General features: G+C 52.1%; 17 protein-coding genes and 2 tRNA genes. 9 read left to right on the top strand and 10 right to left on the bottom strand.

The annotated features are described in order from the left end of the window. Positions 1-26 precede the first annotated feature (26 nt). The gene (locus FDW97_RS00655; RefSeq protein WP_003832695.1) at positions 27-167 is read right to left on the bottom strand and encodes a hypothetical protein; all 141 of its coding nucleotides are present in this window, start codon (positions 165-167) and stop codon (positions 27-29) included. Between the two features lie 332 nt (positions 168-499). Between FDW97_RS00655 and FDW97_RS00650 the strand changes: the two genes are divergently transcribed. Next, positions 500-1,981, top strand: a complete 1,482-nt coding sequence (locus tag FDW97_RS00650; RefSeq protein WP_137350494.1) for an APC family permease — start codon at positions 500-502, stop codon at positions 1,979-1,981. Positions 1,982-2,000: 19 nt separating this feature from the next. Here FDW97_RS00650 and FDW97_RS00645 read toward each other — a convergent pair whose 3' ends face one another. Together FDW97_RS00645 and FDW97_RS00640 are read right to left on the bottom strand one after the other, a co-directional pair. Then, on the bottom strand, positions 2,001-2,699 hold the full coding sequence (locus FDW97_RS00645; protein WP_038640317.1) for a cache domain-containing protein: 699 nt from the start codon (positions 2,697-2,699) through the stop codon (positions 2,001-2,003). A gap of 24 nt (positions 2,700-2,723) precedes the next feature. Next, the gene (locus tag FDW97_RS00640; protein ID WP_038640319.1) at positions 2,724-3,449 is read right to left on the bottom strand and encodes a FadR/GntR family transcriptional regulator; all 726 of its coding nucleotides are present in this window, start codon (positions 3,447-3,449) and stop codon (positions 2,724-2,726) included. A gap of 311 nt (positions 3,450-3,760) precedes the next feature. Between FDW97_RS00640 and FDW97_RS00635 the strand changes: the two genes are divergently transcribed. The 4 genes from FDW97_RS00635 (at position 3,761) to FDW97_RS00620 (ending at position 8,860) form a co-directional block, all read left to right on the top strand. After that, entirely contained in the window at positions 3,761-5,188 is a 1,428-nt protein-coding gene (locus FDW97_RS00635) for a gamma-aminobutyraldehyde dehydrogenase (protein ID WP_038640325.1), read from the top strand. Between the two features lie 11 nt (positions 5,189-5,199). Continuing rightward, positions 5,200-5,673: an ester cyclase gene (locus tag FDW97_RS00630; protein WP_038640326.1), complete on the top strand. Its 474-nt coding sequence runs from the start codon at positions 5,200-5,202 to the stop codon at positions 5,671-5,673. An 82-nt stretch (positions 5,674-5,755) separates the two neighbouring features. Next, positions 5,756-7,648 (top strand): FAD/NAD(P)-binding protein, encoded by a 1,893-nt coding sequence (locus FDW97_RS00625; protein ID WP_137350493.1) that lies wholly within the window; start codon positions 5,756-5,758, stop codon positions 7,646-7,648. A 3-nt stretch (positions 7,649-7,651) separates the two neighbouring features. Then, entirely contained in the window at positions 7,652-8,860 is a 1,209-nt protein-coding gene (locus FDW97_RS00620) for a cytochrome c (protein ID WP_137350492.1), read from the top strand. A gap of 43 nt (positions 8,861-8,903) precedes the next feature. Here the strand turns inward: FDW97_RS00620 and FDW97_RS00615 are convergent, their stop codons facing one another. Further along, positions 8,904-10,379, bottom strand: a complete 1,476-nt coding sequence (locus FDW97_RS00615; protein ID WP_137350491.1) for a PLP-dependent aminotransferase family protein — start codon at positions 10,377-10,379, stop codon at positions 8,904-8,906. A gap of 106 nt (positions 10,380-10,485) precedes the next feature. Here FDW97_RS00615 and puuE point away from each other — a divergent pair, with 106 nt between their 5' ends. The 4 genes from puuE (at position 10,486) to FDW97_RS00595 (ending at position 14,720) form a co-directional block, all read left to right on the top strand. Then, positions 10,486-11,748 (top strand): 4-aminobutyrate transaminase, encoded by a 1,263-nt coding sequence (puuE, locus tag FDW97_RS00610; protein ID WP_137350490.1) that lies wholly within the window; start codon positions 10,486-10,488, stop codon positions 11,746-11,748. 176 nt (positions 11,749-11,924) lie between these two features. Next, positions 11,925-12,980, top strand: coding sequence for an ABC transporter substrate-binding protein (locus tag FDW97_RS00605; protein WP_085049422.1), 1,056 nt, complete (start codon positions 11,925-11,927; stop codon positions 12,978-12,980). Then, positions 12,967-13,971 carry an iron ABC transporter permease gene (locus tag FDW97_RS00600; protein WP_137350489.1) on the top strand — a complete coding sequence of 335 codons (1,005 nt, stop codon included), beginning with the start codon at positions 12,967-12,969 and terminating at the stop codon, positions 13,969-13,971. Before FDW97_RS00605 ends, FDW97_RS00600 begins: the two co-directional genes overlap by 14 nt. Continuing rightward, positions 13,968-14,720, top strand: coding sequence for an ABC transporter ATP-binding protein (locus FDW97_RS00595; protein ID WP_137350488.1), 753 nt, complete (start codon positions 13,968-13,970; stop codon positions 14,718-14,720). Before FDW97_RS00600 ends, FDW97_RS00595 begins: the two co-directional genes overlap by 4 nt. Here FDW97_RS00595 and FDW97_RS00590 read toward each other — a convergent pair. The 6 genes from FDW97_RS00590 to FDW97_RS00565 form a co-directional block, all read right to left on the bottom strand. Next, positions 14,707-15,429, bottom strand: a complete 723-nt coding sequence (locus tag FDW97_RS00590) for a substrate-binding domain-containing protein (RefSeq protein ID WP_137350487.1) — start codon at positions 15,427-15,429, stop codon at positions 14,707-14,709. The genes FDW97_RS00595 and FDW97_RS00590 overlap by 14 nt on opposite strands. 4 nt (positions 15,430-15,433) lie before the next feature. Then, positions 15,434-17,041, bottom strand: coding sequence for an FAD-NAD(P)-binding protein (locus FDW97_RS00585; RefSeq protein ID WP_137350486.1), 1,608 nt, complete (start codon positions 17,039-17,041; stop codon positions 15,434-15,436). 215 nt (positions 17,042-17,256) lie between these two features. Next, positions 17,257-17,333: transfer RNA gene (locus FDW97_RS00580), tRNA-Val, on the bottom strand. A 4-nt stretch (positions 17,334-17,337) separates the two neighbouring features. Next, positions 17,338-17,414: transfer RNA gene (locus tag FDW97_RS00575), tRNA-Val, on the bottom strand. Between the two features lie 402 nt (positions 17,415-17,816). Beyond that, entirely contained in the window at positions 17,817-18,821 is a 1,005-nt protein-coding gene (trpS, locus tag FDW97_RS00570; protein WP_110498134.1) for a tryptophan--tRNA ligase, read from the bottom strand. Positions 18,822-19,039: 218 nt separating this feature from the next. Next, positions 19,040-19,528 (bottom strand): GGDEF domain-containing protein (locus tag FDW97_RS00565; protein ID WP_137350485.1); only part of this gene is annotated, 489 nt, incomplete at its 5' end.

Genomic DNA, 19,528 nt, shown 5'->3' with positions numbered 1-19,528 from the left:
AAACCGGCATTGCGCCGGTTCGGAAATCAGATTTTGCAGGCGTCGCCGCAGTCATTATCAGCAATAATTTCCTGCGCTTTCTTATCTGCATCTTCCAGACGTTCAGCATTACGCTCTTGCGCTTCTTCCAGTCCATCAAAGACCAGATTATCGAGATCAATTTCCATCATTCACCTGCTCAGGTTCAGCGTTTAACATCACACTATTATATTGCAAAAATGTTGCTTAACAGCAGCGATTATTGCTACTTAGCCCCGAACTTAAATCAGATGCGCATGTTTTTCCGCCAGCGTAGCCCACGGTTGGCGGCTGCGAAGATCCATTGGTCATAAATACTGCTAAATGCCAGCGCTTTCTACCGTTTTGCTCTCACTTTTTCATTAACGTGACATGCGATCATTTTTAACAACTCTGCGACAAAATCACTATACATATAACTTAATATCTTTTATACATTAATTGTTCAACCCTGCGACTATTCCACAAAAGAGAAAGATATATGGAACAGACACCTGATAAGAAAAACGATAATTTTCATAAAGATGGCAAAGAACAGTTCAATCGCTCAATCGGTTTAATTTCTAATTTCGCGTTGGGGTTTACCTACCTTTCGCCGCTCACTGCCGTCTATTCGCTGTTTGCGCTGGCCGTAACGCTGGCGGGGCCGCCCGCAGTATGGTGGATTTTAATCGTCGCATGTGGCCAGCTTTTAGTGGCGTTGGTATTTGGCGAGGTCGCTTCCCAGTATCCGATAACCGGTGGACTGTATCCCTGGGCGAGAAGATTATGGGGCAAGAAATATGCCTGGATTGCCGCCTGGATTTACCTGTGGGCGCTGGTGGTCACCATTACGTCAATTGCGGAATATACCTCGACGTTTGTTGAGTCGCTGTTTCACTATGGTCAAACGCCTGCCACCATGTTGCTGACGTCTGTCCTGCTACTGCTGTTGATGATGGCTGTTAACATGTCCGGGACCAAAAACCTGGCCAGAGTCGCCAAAATTGGCTTCTGGTGTGAAATTGTCAGCGTGATTGCGCTGGGAATTTACCTGCTGATCTTTCACCGTTCTCAGCCTTTCTCCGTCATCTTCGACTCGATGGGCGTGCTTGCTCAGGACGGAAGCTACTCCACCGCGTTTATGTCCGCCGCGCTGATGGGGCTGTTTATGTTCTTTGGCTTTGAAGCCTGCGGTAACGTAGCGGAAGAGGTGCAGAACCCGAGCAAAAAGATCCCGGTCGCGATGATTTTAAGCATCGTATTTGGCGCGATTTCCGCCATCATTTCCGTGATGGGTTATCTGCTGGCTTCACCGAATCTGGTCAGTATCGTGAATGGTAAAACGTCCGATCCAATCCCCGCCATTCTCAATGAAGCCCTGGGAGAAACCGGCGCAACTATCTTTATCATCGTCGCGATTGTGGCGATGTTGTCGTGCATTTTGTCTCTACAGGCTGCGTTAAGCCGTCTTATTTTTTCGTTCTCTCGCGACAGAATGCTGCCGGGAAGTGAATGGATGTCCAAAATCTCGAAAAACGGCGTTCCGGATAATGCGATGGTCGTCAGTTGCTTGCTGCCGGTGATCATCTGCGTTTGGGTCTATTTCCAGCCAGACAACCTGTCGCGTATTACCGCGTTTGCCGTAATCGGTATTTATATCTCGTTCCAGATGGTTGTGCTTGCTGCGTTACGTCAGCGTCTGAAGGGCTGGAAACCGGCCGGGGAGTGGACCATTGGCGGTTGGGGCGTGATTGTAAACGTACTGGCCTTAGCCTATGGATTATGCGGGATCTGGTTGCTGGCCCAACCAGCAGACAGCAGCGATTTCATTGATCGTTGGACAGTGCTGTTCGGCCTGGCGATTGTCGTTGGATCGGGGCTTATCTATATGTTCCTGACCCGACCGTTTGGGCGCTCTGCGGCGCCGGAAAACGACGCCATTGCTTACGCCAATAAGCTCAATATGGGGCAGGACAACTAAAACAAGGGCCTTCGGGCCCTTAGTTTTGATAGTGATAAAGGATAAAGTAGTCGCTCTGATATACCACGGTGCTGTTGGCGGGCGACAGTAACTCACCCACGCGAAAGCGCGGCCAACTGGAGAAGATAATCCTGTTTTCCAGATTGGTCAGTATGACATAGTCAGGATGAGCGCAGGAGAGCAGTTCGGCTTCGATTTGGCTGACCAGCAGATCGACGGCGGCGACGCCAAGGAACTGATCGTTGTAGTAGACCGGCACTGCCGAAGTCAGGGTATAGGAGATATTGCAGATATAATCGACGTACGGGCCGTGGATATAAGCTTTGCCTGCCGGTGGCGAATGTTTAAACCACTCGAAGGTTCTGAAATCCAGTCGTTGCTGCGTGGCCTGATCCAAATCGAGGTGCGCCTGGCTCAAACCATTATCTTTCTTATACCACCACTCCAAAAGCCAATACTCTTTGGTGGTGGCGGTGCTCTCTATATGGCTGGCAAATCCGGCTCCAGAGCAGTAATGGTTGTCATTGAGCGTACGCTTAATATGCTGTTGAACGGTGGATCGCACAGAGGGATCGAGGACAACCTCGGCCGAAGCTTTCTGTATCCCGGCAATCGCCTCATGGATGCTCCTCGCCAGCGCCACGGTAGAATCTACCGTAGAGACAGTAATATCATCAATTTTACGGATTAATGCGCTTAAAGATGTCGAAGAGCTCATTGTCTGTCCTGCCTTCACGGATTGTCAGTTCGAGTTATATTTCAGCTTTTTTTCGATAAGGTAATAGGTAAAGGTGTCGATGATCCGCGTGGCAAGCTGTACTGATTCCGCCTCGTTGTGGGCGGCCAGCGCATCGGCCAGCGCTGAATAAAGCGCGATAATTTCGGCATGAATGCTGTCCGTGCGATAGAGGATCGCCACCAGCGATGCCCATTCAGCTTGCACCTGGAGCTCCTGGTTCGCCAGCCGTGCCGAATGTGAACTGGCGGCTATTGCCAGCAGGCATCGCATATCGGCCTGGGTCATCAGCTCAGGTGATTTTGCCTGTCTGAGCACCTCAACAAACTCGCGAAATTTGGCGATATCCGCGCCGGTCATTCGTCTGGAAGCAAGTCTTGCGCTATGGCTAATGATGGCGCAATGCATTTCCCCCAGATCCGAAAGATAATCGGTACTGATCGCTTTGAACGGATGCAGGGGGCTATTTTTGCCATCGATATTTTCGCAAACAAAGCTGCCACCATTACGGCCACGAACAGTATGGATAAGATTATTAGCCCGAAGCGTGTTTAGCGCTTCTCTGATAGTGATATGTGAGACACCCATCATCTTTGCCAAATCAGTTTCGTTGGGAAGCTGTTCTTTCGGCTCCAACAATCCCGTGATAATGGCATTTGAAAGGCGTTGCACTATCTGGTCTGAACGACTGACCTGCCCGATAGGCGCAAATATGACCGCGTGAGTAATCATAATCTTTTCTGCACTCAATTCCCTGAAACAACGACCCTTTCTAACACATGCCTGCTGGGCAAGGAAGGTAAGAATGGCCGCGTTATTTTACATGCCCATGCGCAAAAGCTGCCGCACAGACGGATGTGTGTCCCAATAACCATTGGAGCTGCGCGCGCCGCGTCAGCTAACAATGACAAGCCTTCCTCTGAATAATGTAAAGAACAAGTTAAAAATGAGAGGCTTATCATAGTGTCAATGTTGCGTATTTGAAAAGTCTTTACAATATATATTACATAATATTCTTTATGTATTAACGGGTGGAGACAGGCATGAAAACCCTGAAGCATTTTATTAATGGGCAATATGTAGCAGGCGGCAGCGAAGAGACCTTCGAACTGGTGAGTCCGGTCGACGGTGAAACGTACGCATTATCTCCTAATGCCAGCGCGGCAGAGGTGGAGCAGGCTTACTCTGCTGCTGAAGCGGCGTTTAGCATCTGGAGAAAATCGACACCGGCCCAGCGACAAATAGCGTTATTGCGCCTGGCGGACGAAATAGAACGCAACGTGGAGCGACTGGTCAATGCCCAGAGCCAGGAGACGGGCCAGCTTCGCCATTTTATTGAGAAGGAAGAGATCGCGGCATCCTGCGATGCCATCCGTTTTTTTGCCGGGGCTGCGCGTTGTCTTGAAGGCAAGGCAGCAGGCGAATATTCCGCTGGATTTACCTCGACTATTCGCCGGGAACCGCTGGGTATTGTCGGGCAAGTTACGCCGTGGAATTACCCGTTTATGATGGCGGTATGGAAGATTGCGCCGGCACTGGCGGCGGGTAACACGGTAGTGTTAAAGCCAAGCGACACCACCCCGGTCAGTACGCTGCTGTTGGCGGAACTAGCGGCACCCTTGTTCCCGAGAGGGGCGTTTAACGTGGTTTTAGGCAAAGCCAGTACCGGTTCTCTGGTGGTCTCAAATCCGAAAGCCTCACTGGTTTCGATTACCGGTTCGGTCCGCGCAGGTCTGCAGGTTGCGGCCTCGGCAGCGGCGAACCTGACCCGGGCGCATCTGGAATTGGGTGGGAAGGCGCCCGCGGTGGTATTTGCTGATGCGGATATGGACAAGGCGGTTGCGGCGATTGTCACGGCTGGCTTTTTCAATGCCGGGCAGGACTGCACGGCGGCCACGCGTATTCTGGTCGAACAGTCCATCTACGCTGAATTCCTGGAAAAACTGGTACAAAAAACAAAGAGTATTAAATTTGGGCCGCCAGAAGACCAGGATGCGCTGTATGGCGCATTGAATAGCCGGAATCAACTGGAACAAGTGAAAGGCTTTATTGAGCGTTTACCGGCGCATGCAAAAATTGAGACCGGCGGGCGCGCCGGATCTGGCCCTGGCTTCTATTTTGAGCCGACGATCGTCTCTGGTCTGCAACAGCACGATGAAGCTATCCAGCATGAAGTATTTGGTCCAGTAATGACTATTCAGCCGTTTTCTGACGATGAAGATGCATTACTTAAGGCCAATGATGTGGAATATGGTCTGGCGGCGAGCGTCTGGACCAGCAATCACAGCCGCGCGCAGCGCTTTTGCATTGACCTTGATTTTGGCACGGTATGGATTAACAGCCATATTCCCCTGTGCGCCGAAATGCCGCACGGCGGCTTCAAAAAATCAGGTTATGGCAAAGATCTCTCATCTTATTCACTCGAGGAATACACACGGGTGAAACATATTATGTGCGACATTTCTGAATAGAGAGGGTGGAGATGAAAACATTAAAAGTGGCGGTGCTTTCATTGGTGATGCTCTCGGGCTATAGCCTGGCAGAAAGTACCTCGCTGAATACCGTGAACGAGTATATGGCGGCGTGGAATGCGCATGATGCTTCGCGAGCGGCTCAATATCTTGCAGATGATGCAGTCTATTATGATGCCGCCGCGGGAGAACCGATTACCGGTAGGGAAAAAGCAGAAAAAGAAGTTATTGGGGCCTTTATTAAGGCGGTCCCGGATCTGACCTGGAAAATGATCGGTAAACCCGTTTATGACGAGGATACCGTGGCTTTTCGTTGGCAGTTCTCAGGAAAAAATAGTGGTGAATGGGCAGGGAGCCCACCGACAAATAATCTGATAAGATTTGAAGGTGTTAGCTATATTCATGTTAAAGCAGGAAAAATCACCTGGCAGGGTGATTATTATGATTCTAAGAAACTGGATGAAGAATTAAAGCCAGTGAAATAGATGGCGATCCCCTTTTTGCTGAGAAGGGGATGCCTCTTATTTGTGTCGTGTTAAGGGCAGTGTAGCAATAAGGAAAAAGTTAATGGCAATTACCAGACGTGATTTTCTCAACGGCGTCGCGGTGACCGTTGCGGCGGGGCTTACCCCGCTGGAATGGGTCAGGGCGGCAGGGAAGGAAAACGCATTTATAGATGGAAGTTATTATCCGCCTGCGCTGACGGGGCTGCGGGGCAATCATCCTGGATCGTTTGAAATGGCGCATGCCGTGGGCCGTGAGCATAAACATTTTGATTTAAACGCCTTGCCTATTGAGGAAGAGTACGATCTGGTGATTGTGGGCGGCGGTATTAGCGGCCTGGCTGCCGGTTGTTTCTGGCGTCAACTTGCCGGACAAAATAGCCGGATTTTGATCCTCGATAATCATGACGATTTTGGAGGACATGCCAAACGGAACGAGTTTACCAGCTCGGGCAAGAAACTACTCGGCTATGGCGGCAGCGAAGCATTCCAGTCGCCGGCGCATAATTTCAGTCCCGAAGTGCAAAAGCTGATGGAAACCGTGGGCGTCAGCGTCATGCGGTTGAAAGAGAGTTTTGACGTAAACTTCTATCCCGACTGGCAGCTCAGTCGCGGCGTTTTCTTCGATAAAAAGAATTTTGGCGAAACAAAAATCGTCAGCGGCGATCCGGGACGGGCGGTATCTGATGATATTCCGCCGGACAGACTGAATGGACGCAAGATCGAAGACTTTATCAATGATTTTCCGCTAAGCGAGAACGACAGAAAAGCGTTAATCGATCTGCATGTACGTCCTGCGGACTACCTTCCGGGTATGACGATTGATGAGAAAACTGAATGGCTGGATACTCACAGCTACAGTGAGTTTCTGGCGACAAAAGTCGGTTTGAGCAAAATGGCGCTGCTCTATTTTCAGCAGCGTTCTAACGACTTCTTTGCCATTGGCATTGAAGGGATTTCCTGTAGCGATGCCCGGGCGTGCGCCTTACCGGGTATGGAAGCGCTGGGATTACCCCCGCTGGACGGAGAGTCGCTGGCCGACCTCGAAGAGCCGTATGTTTACCATTTTCCGGATGGAAATGCCGGTCTGGCCCGACTGCTGGTCAGGTATATGCTACCGGATGCGCTACCGGGCACCACCATGGAGGACTCGGTCCTCGCCAGACTGCATTATGAAAAACTGGATCTGCCGGAAAACACCACGCGTCTGCGCCTGAACAGCACGGTGATTAACGCCGCCAACGTACCGGATGGCGTTGTTGTCAGCTATCTGCGCGACGGAAAAATGCATCGCGTTCGTGGTAAGAACACTATTATGGCGGGTTATAACATGCTGATTCCGTATCTGGTGCCAGAGATGCCGGAACAGCAGCAGGCGGATCTCAAACTGAACGTGAAAGCGCCGCTGGTATACACCAACGTGGTGGTTAAAAACTGGCAGGCATTTAAACAGCTTGGCGTGCATGAATTTTACTCTCCGGCAGCACCTTACAGCCGGGTTAAGCTCGACTATCCGGTCAGCATTGGCGGGTATCAACACCCAGCCTCACCAGACGATCCGATGGTGATTCATATGGTCTACGTCCCCACGTATCCTGGCAGTAACCTCTCGGCCAGAGAGCAGTTCCGTCTGGGGAGGGCCTATCTGCTGGGGACGACATTTGCGGCGCATGAAGAGATGATTCGCGCCCAGTTGCAGGAGATGTTTGGCGCAACAGGCTTTGATAATCAACGCGATATTGCCGCCATTACGGTTAACCGCTGGGCGCATGGCTATGCCTATTACCCTAACTCGTTGTTCGACGACATGGACAAAATGCCCGAGATTATCGAGCGGGCGCGCAAGCCAGTTGGTCGTATTGCCATTGCTAACTCCGATTCTGACTGGGGGGCTTATGCTCATACGGCGATCGATCAGGCATGGCGAGCGGTTAATGAACTCAAGGAGATGGGGTGATCTATGCGTAATGTAACCGTTCTTGCCGCCTGTTTATTTACCGCCACGGTTTCTGCGGCTGAAACGCATGGCGAATACATCGCGAGGATTTCTGACTGCGTAGCCTGTCACACGACGGAAGGTGGCGCGGCGATGGCAGGGGGTAAAAAGTTTCCCACTCCGCTTGGGGATATTTATTCGACCAATATAACTCCAGATAAGACACAGGGGATTGGTAGCTACGCATACGAGGATTTTGAAAAGGCGGTCCGTCAGGGGATTGCCAAAGATGGTCATCCGCTCTATCCGGCCATGCCTTATCCCTCTTACGCGAAGCTTTCTGACGAGGATGTTCAGGCGCTGTACCGCTATTTTATGCATGACGTCACGCCGTCGGCACAACCCAATAAAGAGAATGCCATTCCGTGGCTACTCTCTGCCCGCTGGCCGCTGCATATCTGGAACTGGTTGTTTACCGACGCGCCAGAGACGGCTGTTTCGAGCGCGAAAACGGATGAAAACGCGGTCCTGCTAAAACGAGGCGCTTATCTGGTGGAAGGCCCGGGCCACTGCGGTTCATGCCATACACCGAGAGGTGTGGCGATGAACGAAAAAGCGTACAGCAATGCCGCTCCCGAGTATCTGAGCGGCGCGATGATCGACGGCTGGTATGCGCCGTCGCTGCGGGGCACCGGAATGTCGGAGTCGGAGTTAAAATCGCTGTTGCTGACCGGTAAAAGTAAACATGCCGCGGTTTCTGGTTCGATGGCTGAAGTCGTTACGCAAAGTACACAGTATCTGACGGACGAAGATGCCACGGCGATCGCACAATATCTGCTGAGCCTGAAAAGTACGAAGCCTGAAGCGGGGCGTACCGCAGCGACTACGACATCCTGGTCGAATTCAGCCGAGGCGGGCAAAGTGACCTATAACCGCTACTGCTCAACGTGTCACGGTCTGGAAGGCAAAGGTACGGATGATAATGCACCTTCGTTGATCCGCAATCCGCTGGTGATGGTGGATGACCCGACGCCACTGTATAGAGTGATTGCCTATGGCGCAGAAACCCCGACAACGCGGGGAAGCGTCTCCTTTAAGATGCCAGCCTACGGCGGCATGTTAACCGACAGCGAAATGCGTGACGTAATTAACTACGTGCGTAAAAGTTGGGGGGAAGGGAATGGTGAAGTAAGCCAGGAGGATCTGGCTGGCGTTAAAAAAGCGTCACATTAAACAGCATGCCGGATAAGGTGCGAGCACCGCTATCCGGCAGTGCTTATACGGCGTTTTCCCTGATAATCGTCGCGAGTCGGGTAAACGCCGCCGCCATTTCATGTTCTTCAATACTGGCAAACCCCAACAGCAGGCCGCTGCATTTCTCTTCATTCACGTAGTAACGAGACAGCGGACGCACCAGCAGATCTTGCGCATTCGCTTGCCGGGCTATGGCGACGTCATCACTTCCGGCGGGTAGCTGTAAAATCATATGCAGCCCGGCGTTGCTGCTGAAGGAGCCAAGATATTGCTCACCAAGTTGGCGGGTAATAAGTTCCACCAGCATCTGGCGACGACGACTGTACAGCTGGCGCATTTTTCGAATATGCGCCGCGTAGTATCCCTCGCGGATAAACTCCGCCAGCGCGGCCTGAATCAATAAATGTCCGCCGCGATAGAGGTCGTTATGAACCTTTTTTAGCGGCGCGGCTAGCGGTTTGGGCAGTACCACATACCCGAGTCGCAGTGCGGGATAAAGGGTCTTGCTGAATGTTCCGATGTAGATAACCGGCGTCTCTTCCTCCAGTCCCTGTAATGACGGAATAGGCTGCCCGGAAAAGCGAAACTCGCTATCGTAATCATCTTCTATTATCCAGCTTCGCGTTTCGCGGGCGCGCAAGAGAAGCTGTTGCCGACGGCTCAGACTCATTACCGAACCGAGCGGATACTGATGTGACGGTGTCACAAAAATCAGCTTCGGTGCGGGTTCTGTTGGGCCTGGCGGAATCATACCTTGCTCATCAACCAGGATTGCCGAAAAGTGAACCGCGTTGATGCGTAGAATGTTTTTTATCCCCCAATAGCCTGGCTCCTCAATCCAGGCACTGTCACCCGGATTGCACAACGCACGCGTAACCAGATCCAACGCCTGGTGAATACCTTCAGTAATCAGGATTTGATCAGGCGAACAACGTACACCCCGGGCGGTGCGCAAATAGTCTGCCAGCGCTTCTTTCAATTCACTCACCCCGCCTGCGGCATCGTAAGTGAGAAACGCCGGGCGCAGTCGCCTTGCCAGCCGATCCTGGATTTTTTTGAGCACCCGGTGAGGAAAATGCTGAACATCAGGCACGCCAGGAATAAAGGCTCCCCATTGCCGGGGACTGGCGCTGGCATGCCCCAGCAGTTCAAGGCATCGGGCAGATAAGCGGGTGTGATCCTCAAGCGCAACAGCCACTGGCTCTTTGTTGGGGCGGAGGTCGAGATTGTCGAGCACGCTGTCGCTAACGAATGTGCCGCTGCTGGTGCGCGCAGAGATATAGCCTTCGGCCTGCAACTGCTCGTAAACCCGCAAGACGGTATTTCGCGATAACGTCAGTTCGCCCGCCAGATCCCGCGAGGGAGGCATGCGGGTAGCCGGTTTCAGGCTGCCCTCAAGGATGCAACTACAGATGGCGGCATACAGGCGACGATGTAATTTTTCATCTGTCTGCTGGCTAAATGCTTGCTTGATCACATCTCCGGCAAGTGAACGCATTTGGATCCTTAAAATAAAACGATTTGGCTCTCGATTAAAGTACCAGATGGCGTCTAAATTTAAAGGGTAATTCAACTGAAATGTATTTATGGACAAGGTGTAGAGAATGAACAATAAAAACCTGCAACAACGTCGTCTGGATGCCACCCCGCGTGGCGTGGGTGTCATGTGTGATTTTTACGCCCAGTCGGCAGAAAACAGCACGATTACCGATATTGAGGGCAATCAGTATATTGATTTTGCCGCCGGGATTGCCGTGCTGAACACCGGGCACCGTCATCCTCGTCTGGTGCAGGCAGTCGAAGCCCAACTGCAGGCTTTTACCCACACGGCTTATCAGATTGTGCCGTACGAAAGCTATGTGTCTCTGGCTGAGAAAATCAACGCCGTTGCGCCGATTGACGGTAAACGCAAAACCACATTCTTTACTACCGGCGCAGAAGCCGTGGAAAATGCGGTGAAAATCGCCCGCGCGCATACCGGTCGTCCCGGTGTTATCGCTTTTGGCGGCGGTTTTCATGGACGTACCTACATGACGATGGCGTTGACCGGCAAAGTAGCGCCCTATAAAAAAGGGTTCGGCCCGTTCCCGGGTTCCGTTTACCATGCGCCATATCCTTCTGAGTTGCAGGGTGTCTCCACGGCGGATTCGCTAAAAGCGATTGAACGCCTGTTTAAAGCCGACATCGATCCAACTCAGGTTGCGGCGATTATCTTCGAACCGGTCCAGGGCGAAGGTGGTTTCGTGGTGGCGCCGTCGGAGTTTGTTGCCGGGATCCGCCGTATCTGTGATGAGCATGGCATCGTGATGATTGCCGATGAGGTGCAAAGCGGTTTTGCGCGTACGGGGAAACTGTTTGCGATGGATCACTACGCCGACAAAGCGGACCTCATGACGATGGCAAAAAGCCTTGCGGGTGGGATGCCGCTGTCTGGCGTGGTAGGCAAGGCAGAAATTATGGATGCGCCTGCGCCGGGTGGTCTGGGTGGTACCTATGCCGGCAACCCGTTGTCGATTGCGGCGGCGCATGCGGTACTGGATATTATTCGTGATGAGCAGTTGTGCCAACGAGCAGCGGCTCTCGGCGAACAACTGCGCGCCACCCTGACTGACGTGCAAGGATGGTGCCCTGAGCTGGCCGAAGTGCGCGGCTTAGGCTCAATGGTTGCTGCTGAATTTTGCGATGCAGCGACGGGGAAGCCCAGCGCTGCCGTCGCGCAACGCGTGCAGAAGAAAGCCCTTGAGCAGGGATTGCTGCTGTTAACCTGTGGCCAGTACGGCAACGTTATTCGTTTCCTTTACCCGCTGACAATTCCGCAGGATCAGTTTGCCAAAGCGCTCGATATCATTAAAGCTGCGACGAAATAGTTTAGCCACTCAGTATCAACAAAAGCCGACGGTGGTCATTGCCGTCGGCTTTATTTTTGCCCACAAAAATTGATCTTCCTCGTGTGTAGCGCGGTAATTATCGCTAATGGGTTGCCAGTTATATCGTTATATAATTTAATATATATCGTTTTTATTCCTCATCCAGATGGTACCCCATGTTAACTCTCCGTTCTTTTGTGCTGGTTTGTGCCAGCTTCCTGGTGGCGTTCTCTGCGCAGGCCGAGCGTACGATTACCGATCAGCTTGGTCGTCAGATCACGATTCCAGACCATGTCGACAAAGTGGTTGTGCTGCAACACCAGACGCTGAATATTCTGGTGCAACTTAACGCCCAGCAAGACATTGTTGGTGTAATGTCGAGCTGGAAAAAACAGCTCGGACCTGAATTCGCGCGTTTTATGCCGAAGATAACGACATTGCCGACGCCGGGCGACCTCACCAGCGTGAATATCGAGAGCCTGCTGGCGATTCACCCACAGGTCGTCTTTGTTGCCAACTATGCGCCTGCGGAGATGATTCAGCAGATTCAGAACGCCGGTATTCCGGTGGTCGCTATCTCATTGCGTCAGGATGCTGATGGTCAGCAGAATAAAATGAATCCGACTATGGCCGATGAAGAGCAGGTTTACAACGAAGGGTTAAAACAGGGGATTCGCCTGATTGCGGATGTTGTGGGGCGCAAAGCGCAGGCAGAAACGTTGATCGATTACGTTTTTGCGGCGCGGGCAAAGTTCAACGCGCCAGTTGCCAACATTCCTGATGCGAAAAAGGTGCGTATTTATATGGCTAACCCCGACCTGATGACTTACGGCTCCGGGAAGTATACGGGACTGATGATGCAGCATGCGGGGGGATTAAACGTGGCGGCGGCCAGTGTGAAAGGCGCCCGTCAGGTCGCGCTTGAGCAGGTATTAGCGTGGAATCCGCAGGTGATTTTTGTTCAGGACCGTTACCCGCAGGTGGTGACTGAGATCCAAAACGATCCCAACTGGCAGGGGATTGATGCGGTGAAAAATCATCGCATCTGGCTGATGCCGGAATACGCCAAAGCCTGGGGGTATCCGATGCCGGAAGCCTTGGCGATAGGTGAACTGTGGATGGCCAAAAAACTGTATCCGGACGCCTATAAAGACGTGGATGTCGATGCGCAGGCGCAAGACTACTATCAGCGTTTTTATCGTGTGAACTGGCAGTCTGATGCAGCTAAGTAACCGCATTTTACCCCAGCAGCCGCTGCTAATGGCGGCGGTCTTATTACTGGGCGTCAGCTCGCTGTGCCTCGGACAATATCCGCTGTCGTTAAGCGAGGTATTTTACCATCTGACGCACTATAGAGACACCGCAGGGATTGCCAGCCAGATTGTCTGGACGGTCAGGTTACCACGTATTCTGATCGCGTTGCTGGCAGGGGGCGCGTTGGGTTTATGCGGCGCGACGCTGCAAGGGGTATTTCATAATCCACTGGTCGACCCGCATATTATCGGCGTGACGTCGGGGGCTGCCTTTGGCGGTACGCTGGCTATTCTGCTCGGCCTGTCGCCGTGGCTGATGATGGGCTCAACGTTTTTCTTCGGTCTGACGGCGCTGATTCTGGTGTATGCCATCGCTACATTGCAGGGGCTGGAGAATACGCTGGTGCTGATCCTGTCGGGTATCATTCTGAGCGGTTTCTTTGCCGCACTGGTGAGTCTGATTCAGTATCAGGCGGATACCGAAGAGACGTTACCGAACATTGTGTTCTGGCTGCTGGGGAGTTTTGCGACGGCCAACTGGCATAAAGTTCTGCTGTTGGCGATTCCGGTGGGTATCGCCGCGACGGTTTTGTATCAGTTACGCTGGCGGATAAATCTGCTATCGCTCAATGATAAAGATGCCAGAGCGCTGGGCGTGGCGGTGGTTCCTCTGCGACGCAGCGTGCTGGTGTGCTGCGCTTTTTTAGTCGCCGCTCAGGTGGCGGTAAGCGGCAGTATTGCCTGGGTCGGTCTGGTTATTCCGCATCTGGCACGTTTGCTGGTGGGTGTCGATCATCGTCGATTGCTCCCTTGTGCCTTCTGGCTGGGGGGCGGTTTTATGATTGTGGTGGATGATATTGCGCGCACCCTGATGCCTGCGGAGATCCCGCTGGGGATCATCACTGCATTATTTGGCGCGCCGCTGTTTGCTTTTTTACTCATCCGCAACAGCCGTCGGAGGAAACAATGAAATCTGTCGCACTGCGCGTGAATCGGCTGACTTACGGGTATCGCGCACCGCTATTTGAGCCGCTTACGTTCAGTTGCCGGAAAGGTGAGGTCTGGGCGGTGCTGGGACGTAACGGTCTGGGTAAAAGTACGCTGCTCGATACGCTAACCGGCACACTGCCTGCTTTGGGCGGCAGTATTGAGAATGCCGGTGGAATTGGGATTGTGGCGCAACATTGTCATCTGCCGTTTCCCTATACGGTCAGCGATGTGGTACTGATGGGGCGGGCACAGCACGTGAAGTTATTTGCGCAGCCCAGCCAGCAGGATCAAAAAAGGGCAGCGCAGGCGCTGGAGCAACTTAATATCGCACATCTTGGCGCCTGCTCGTTTGGTTCACTCTCTGGCGGGCAACAACAGTTAGTGATGATAGCCAGGGCATTGGTCACGGAATGCCAGACGTTATTGCTTGATGAACCATGTTCCGCGCTGGATCTCGCTAATCAGCAGGTGGTGCTGCAGCTCATCAGCGATCTGGCTCGCCAACAAGGCTGCAGCGTGCTGTTTTCAACCCACGATCCGCTGCATGCGCTACAGATAGCTACGCATACGCTGCTGCTGCTTCCTGAAGGAAAATGGCGGGCAGGGCCGACGGACAGCATCGTGACGGAAGATAATCTGTCCCATGCCTATGGATTACCGCTGCGAAAAGTGAACGTTGACCATTACCAGACGCCGTTTATTGCGCCGCTGTTTTCTATTCGTCGGTAAGTGGTATAAAACCGGCGGCGATCAGAAATTCCTGACCGCCGTTGCCGAGCATAAACTCAACCAACGCCAGCGCATCTTTGGATGCCTCCAGCAGCGCCAACTGGTATTCACATTGAATGTTATATTCAGCCGGAATCGCTACATAACGAACGTTGGGTAGTGCGCGGAGCGTTTTTGCATAATGCGCGTAGCCGATAAATAGATCGGCCAGTCCCTGACGCAGGACCCAGGCGCTGGCCAGTTCTCCCTGCGGGATCCTCACGGTGTCTCGACCGCCAACCAGGGGAATGGCCCTTTCGCGAAGCTGCTGCCCAAGGCCCGTCTCCAGCGCATCCATCTTGTCAAAAAATGCCCAGGTATAATCCCCGGAAGGGTCACTGCCGGGCGTAGAGGTACCAATTCGCAGGGTAGGGTTTCGCAGCAAATCCAGCCATTCACCGGTCCGGTTGGTAACCAGACCCAGTTGGTTCCAGCAAAAGGTGTGCGTTGAGAGAGCTTTATGCTGAGCCAGAAGGCGTTGCGGATGCTCCCGACTGGCCGAAGCAAACAGCGCACAGGGTTCGCCTGCTTCAATCCGCTCGCGCAATAAACCGGCTGGACCATATTCCACTTTCACATCTATTCCACTTATGTGCGTGAAATGGGTTATCAGCGGAGTCAGTGCCGGACGTAAACTGCCGGCTGCAAGCAGAGTGATGGAAGAAGACATCGCGTCACGCCTCGTAATAGGGTAAGCGTCGACGAAGACGCGTGGCTGGCCGGGAAATGGCACGCGCGACGCACTGGCCAATTTCTGCGCAAGCAGTAAGCCCTTGCACAAACGGTTGATCGTGCATCAGCCAGGGAAGTGCGGCGAGCGCAATGCGGCCCCGGACGATATCAGGCGCCTGTAACGTATAGTCATCGCCGACATCCGGTATTTCCTCACTCGTGGATTGCAGTTGATCCCGCAGCGATGGAAATGGCAGATCTTTAATTTTTAACGCTTTCTGGCCTCTGGCATCGATAAAAACGTCAAACTTATAGGTTTCGCCCTGAGCGCGTATCACCGTCATTTTCTCTTTTTGCTCTAACTGATAATCCTGACCGAGCGCGCGAATATTCAGGATCCCGGCCTCACGCAGCGCCAGTAATCTACGGATCGACTGTGAAGGAATGGCTGCATAGTTATCGATAAAGACGCGAGCAAGTCCATTGTTAAACCGCTCTCTGTCTTTCTCATCCAGCCACGGGACAATTTCCTGTACGGCCTCATGCAGTCGCAGAATAGCGTAACGCCAGGCAACCGTGTGTTTTTCACGTTTATTGCGTTCGACTTCTTCAAGATTGGCTGCGGCCCAGCGAAACGGATCGTGCTTTTTACGGGCAGCGAACCAGACATCCGTAAAGCTGTCGGCGTTCAGGGAAGAGAGGGCGACTTCTTTGCTCCAGACAGGGTCTGCCAGCTCAATTTCTTTGGCTATGAGCATAAAGATCCTGTCCAGCAGCCCAGCAGAACCATCTGCAATACATTGTTCCAGTGCCTCAGCAGTCACAATGGAGAGTGGTTCATAGGGGAGAGGGCAATAAAAATCGGCTTCCGGTAGAATGCCAGAACGGGACATGAGGAGAATGTTGAGATCCTGACTGCCTTCATTTCTTTCGAAATGAACACCCTGCGCATCATCTAATACAAACCTACCGTGTTGTGCGACGACGGCCATAGCCGCATCAATAGCGCTCAGCGACGTACCCAAAATTCCTACATTACACGCCGGGATTTTTGCCTCCATAAGCCCGGTCCACGGACTCGGGAAGAAGGTGCGTGATGCGCTTTGTGCGTCAGGCCAGACGTGACCCGTGGCGATGACAGCAAGATCAAAGTGCTCCGGGTCGTTATGATCGCTGCAAATAACAACGCCATCCGTTGTGGCTTTGACATCCTTGACCTGACAGGATTCGTGTACGGTGATGTTAAACCCCTGTTTGTCCGCAAGGTCTACAAGGCGTAAAAACTGGTCACGAAAATATTCACCGAGCAGAATTCGCGGCAGAAATTGTCGGTCATGCAGCGAGGCGTGTTTCACGCCATAACGGGCTAAATGTTCAACGCTCTGTTGGCGTAACCAGTCGAGATAAGAAGAGGTAATGGGGGGTATTTCAATACTGGCGATATTTGCCAGCATCAATCGCGAGTTTTCCTCATCGCTATAGGGCATACCTACCCCAGCTTCATTCGATTGTTCGTAGAGGCTAATTGAAAGCGGGGTTTGATGCTTGAGAAGCGCGAGTAACGTATAGATTCCTGTCGGTCCCGTACCGACGATAGCGATCTTGTTCATCTTATCCACCTGATATTATTTTTATGCCCTGTGATCGATGTTCTGTGTCGGCATTGTGCCGAAAACAAGCGAAGCAGGATAAGTGTGGTCGATAACGGCGCAGGAGACAAACGGGATAGACAGCAAGAATAACGAAATCGCTCAGGACGGCAACAACAATTAGGGGATTTTATCGAGAATAATATAAGGAGAAAGGCACCACATCAAAAGTGATATGGTGCGTCCGAGTGGACTCGAACCACCGACCCCCACCATGTCAAGGTGGTGCTCTAACCAACTGAGCTACGGACGCAATATGGTGCGTTCAATTGGACTCGAACCAACGACCCCCACCATGTCAAGGTGGTGCTCTAACCAACTGAGCTATGAACGCAACGTTGTAGGTGACAACGGGGACGAATATTAGCGGCACAGACCGAATGAGGCAAGAGGGAAATCGCATTTTTCTTCCGGATCTCACGCGTTTGCAGAGTAATTAAGCAAGTTGATTATATTTTGTTGATTTTGCAGCGTGTTTTTTATTCAGGGGGGAAATGGACTGGACATTAGTGGTTAACTGATATCCGAAAAGTTGATAGTGAAAAAAAAGCCTGCATGGGCACGGACCCTGGCAGGCATAAAGAAGAGAATTCGAACTTTTTATAATGAGGCGTAATAATAAGATAGTTACATCTCACTCTCTTAATAGCGGTTATGCTATTGAAAAACTTAAGCGTAACCACATTTTTCAAGTTTAGCGGGAGTTATCAGTTATCCTGTATTTTTCTATTCGTGTTCAGAACACCGGTAAACCCAGCCCTTGTTTCACTTCTCTTAATGTCTGCTGTGTGACTTCGTGCGCCTGTTCACTGCCTTTTTTCAGCATCGCCATCAGCATGCCTTTATCCTGAATGTAAGTTGCCCGACGCTCACGCATCGGCGCGATGAGTTCTTGCAAGCACATCTCCAGCTCATTTTTGCATGCCCTGTCACCTAATCCGCCGCGCTGATAATGCGCTTTCATCTCCGCCACTTTGATTTTATCTGGGTGAAACGCGTCGAGGTAGGTGAATACGATATTGCCGTCAATCTGCCCCGGATCGGACACTTTCAGATGATTAGGGTCGGTGTACATTGCGCTGACGGCGCGATGAATGGTTTCCTCGCTGGCGGACAACAGAATTGTATTACCTAGTGATTTCGACATCTTGGCGTTACCGTCGATACCGGGCAGACGACTGGTTTCACTCAGCAACGCTTTACAATGCGACAAGACTGGGGCAGGTAATAAGCTGTTCATTTTATGCACGATTTCATTGGTCTGTTCAATCATCGGCAGTTGATCGTCGCCGACCGGAACCACTTCAGCTTTGAAGGCCGAAATATCTGCCGCCTGACTGATGGGATAAACCAGAAAGCCAACCGGTAACGAGCGGGCGAACCCTTTCTGCGCAATTTCGTTTTTGACCGTAGGATTACGTTCCACGCGCGCCACGGTAACAATGTTCATATAAAGCGCGGTCAGTTCGGCAAGGGCGGGCAAGGCCGATTGCAAACAAATGGTGGTGAGTGAGGGGTCTATGCCTGCGGCGAGATAGTCAGCCAGCACTTCGGGAATGTTGTTTTGGATCTTTTGTGGCGTACTGCCGTTATCGGTCAGTCCTTGCAGGTCCGCGACCAATATAAACTGCTGATAATCGTGCTGCAGCGTGGCGCGTTGGCGCAACGAGCCAACATAGTGGCCGAGGTGCAGCGGGCCAGTAGGACGATCGCCAGTGAGGATGATGGTTTTGTTGTTCATATAAGACTCCTTGATCGTAAAACCGAAAGGGGTCTTCAAATGCAAATAACCGCCTTTCGGCGGTTATTTAAAATGGGGGAAACACATTCTGACCGCCTTTAAGAAGGCAGCCACCACAGATTATGAGTAAAAGCGTTGATATCGTGTCTGGTGTTCATCCCGTCAACTTACCACTACCTGACGTAGAGGTAAAGCAATGCGCCGACAACTGACATAGTTCAGCTTGCTTCCAGCATGCCAAAGCTCACAATGCGCGAGCGCCCCAGTTCTTTTGCGCGATACAGCGCGACGTCTGCGGCACGCAGCAGATTATCGCTTTGGGCATGCTGCGGGTAGCTGGCAACACCGATAGAGACATCCACGTGACCAATATCGGATACGCCAAAGCGCAGTGACAATTCGCGTACGCCGTTGTAAATATCCGTTGCAAAGCTATTGGCCGCCTGTTCATCCGCACCTGCCAGCAGTACCAGAAACTCTTCGCCACCGTAACGGAAAGCCATGCCGCTGTCGTGGACAACACGCTGAATAACGGCGGCGATACTTTTTATCACACTATCGCCGGCCTCATGACCAAAGCGGTCATTGATGTTTTTGAAATGGTCGATATCGATCATCAGGCAACTGATCGGTTCTTGGGTACGAACCGCCTGGCTCATCTGGGTACGGAGAGTATCTTCAAGATGATGACGATTGCGCAGGCCGGT

The sequence above is a fragment of the Citrobacter sp. wls708 genome (assembly GCF_005281255.1).
Classification (GTDB): Bacteria; Pseudomonadota; Gammaproteobacteria; order Enterobacterales; family Enterobacteriaceae; genus Citrobacter; species Citrobacter werkmanii.
Note: the sequence above shows the minus strand (reverse complement) of the source record. Positions and strands in the feature narration are given on the sequence as shown.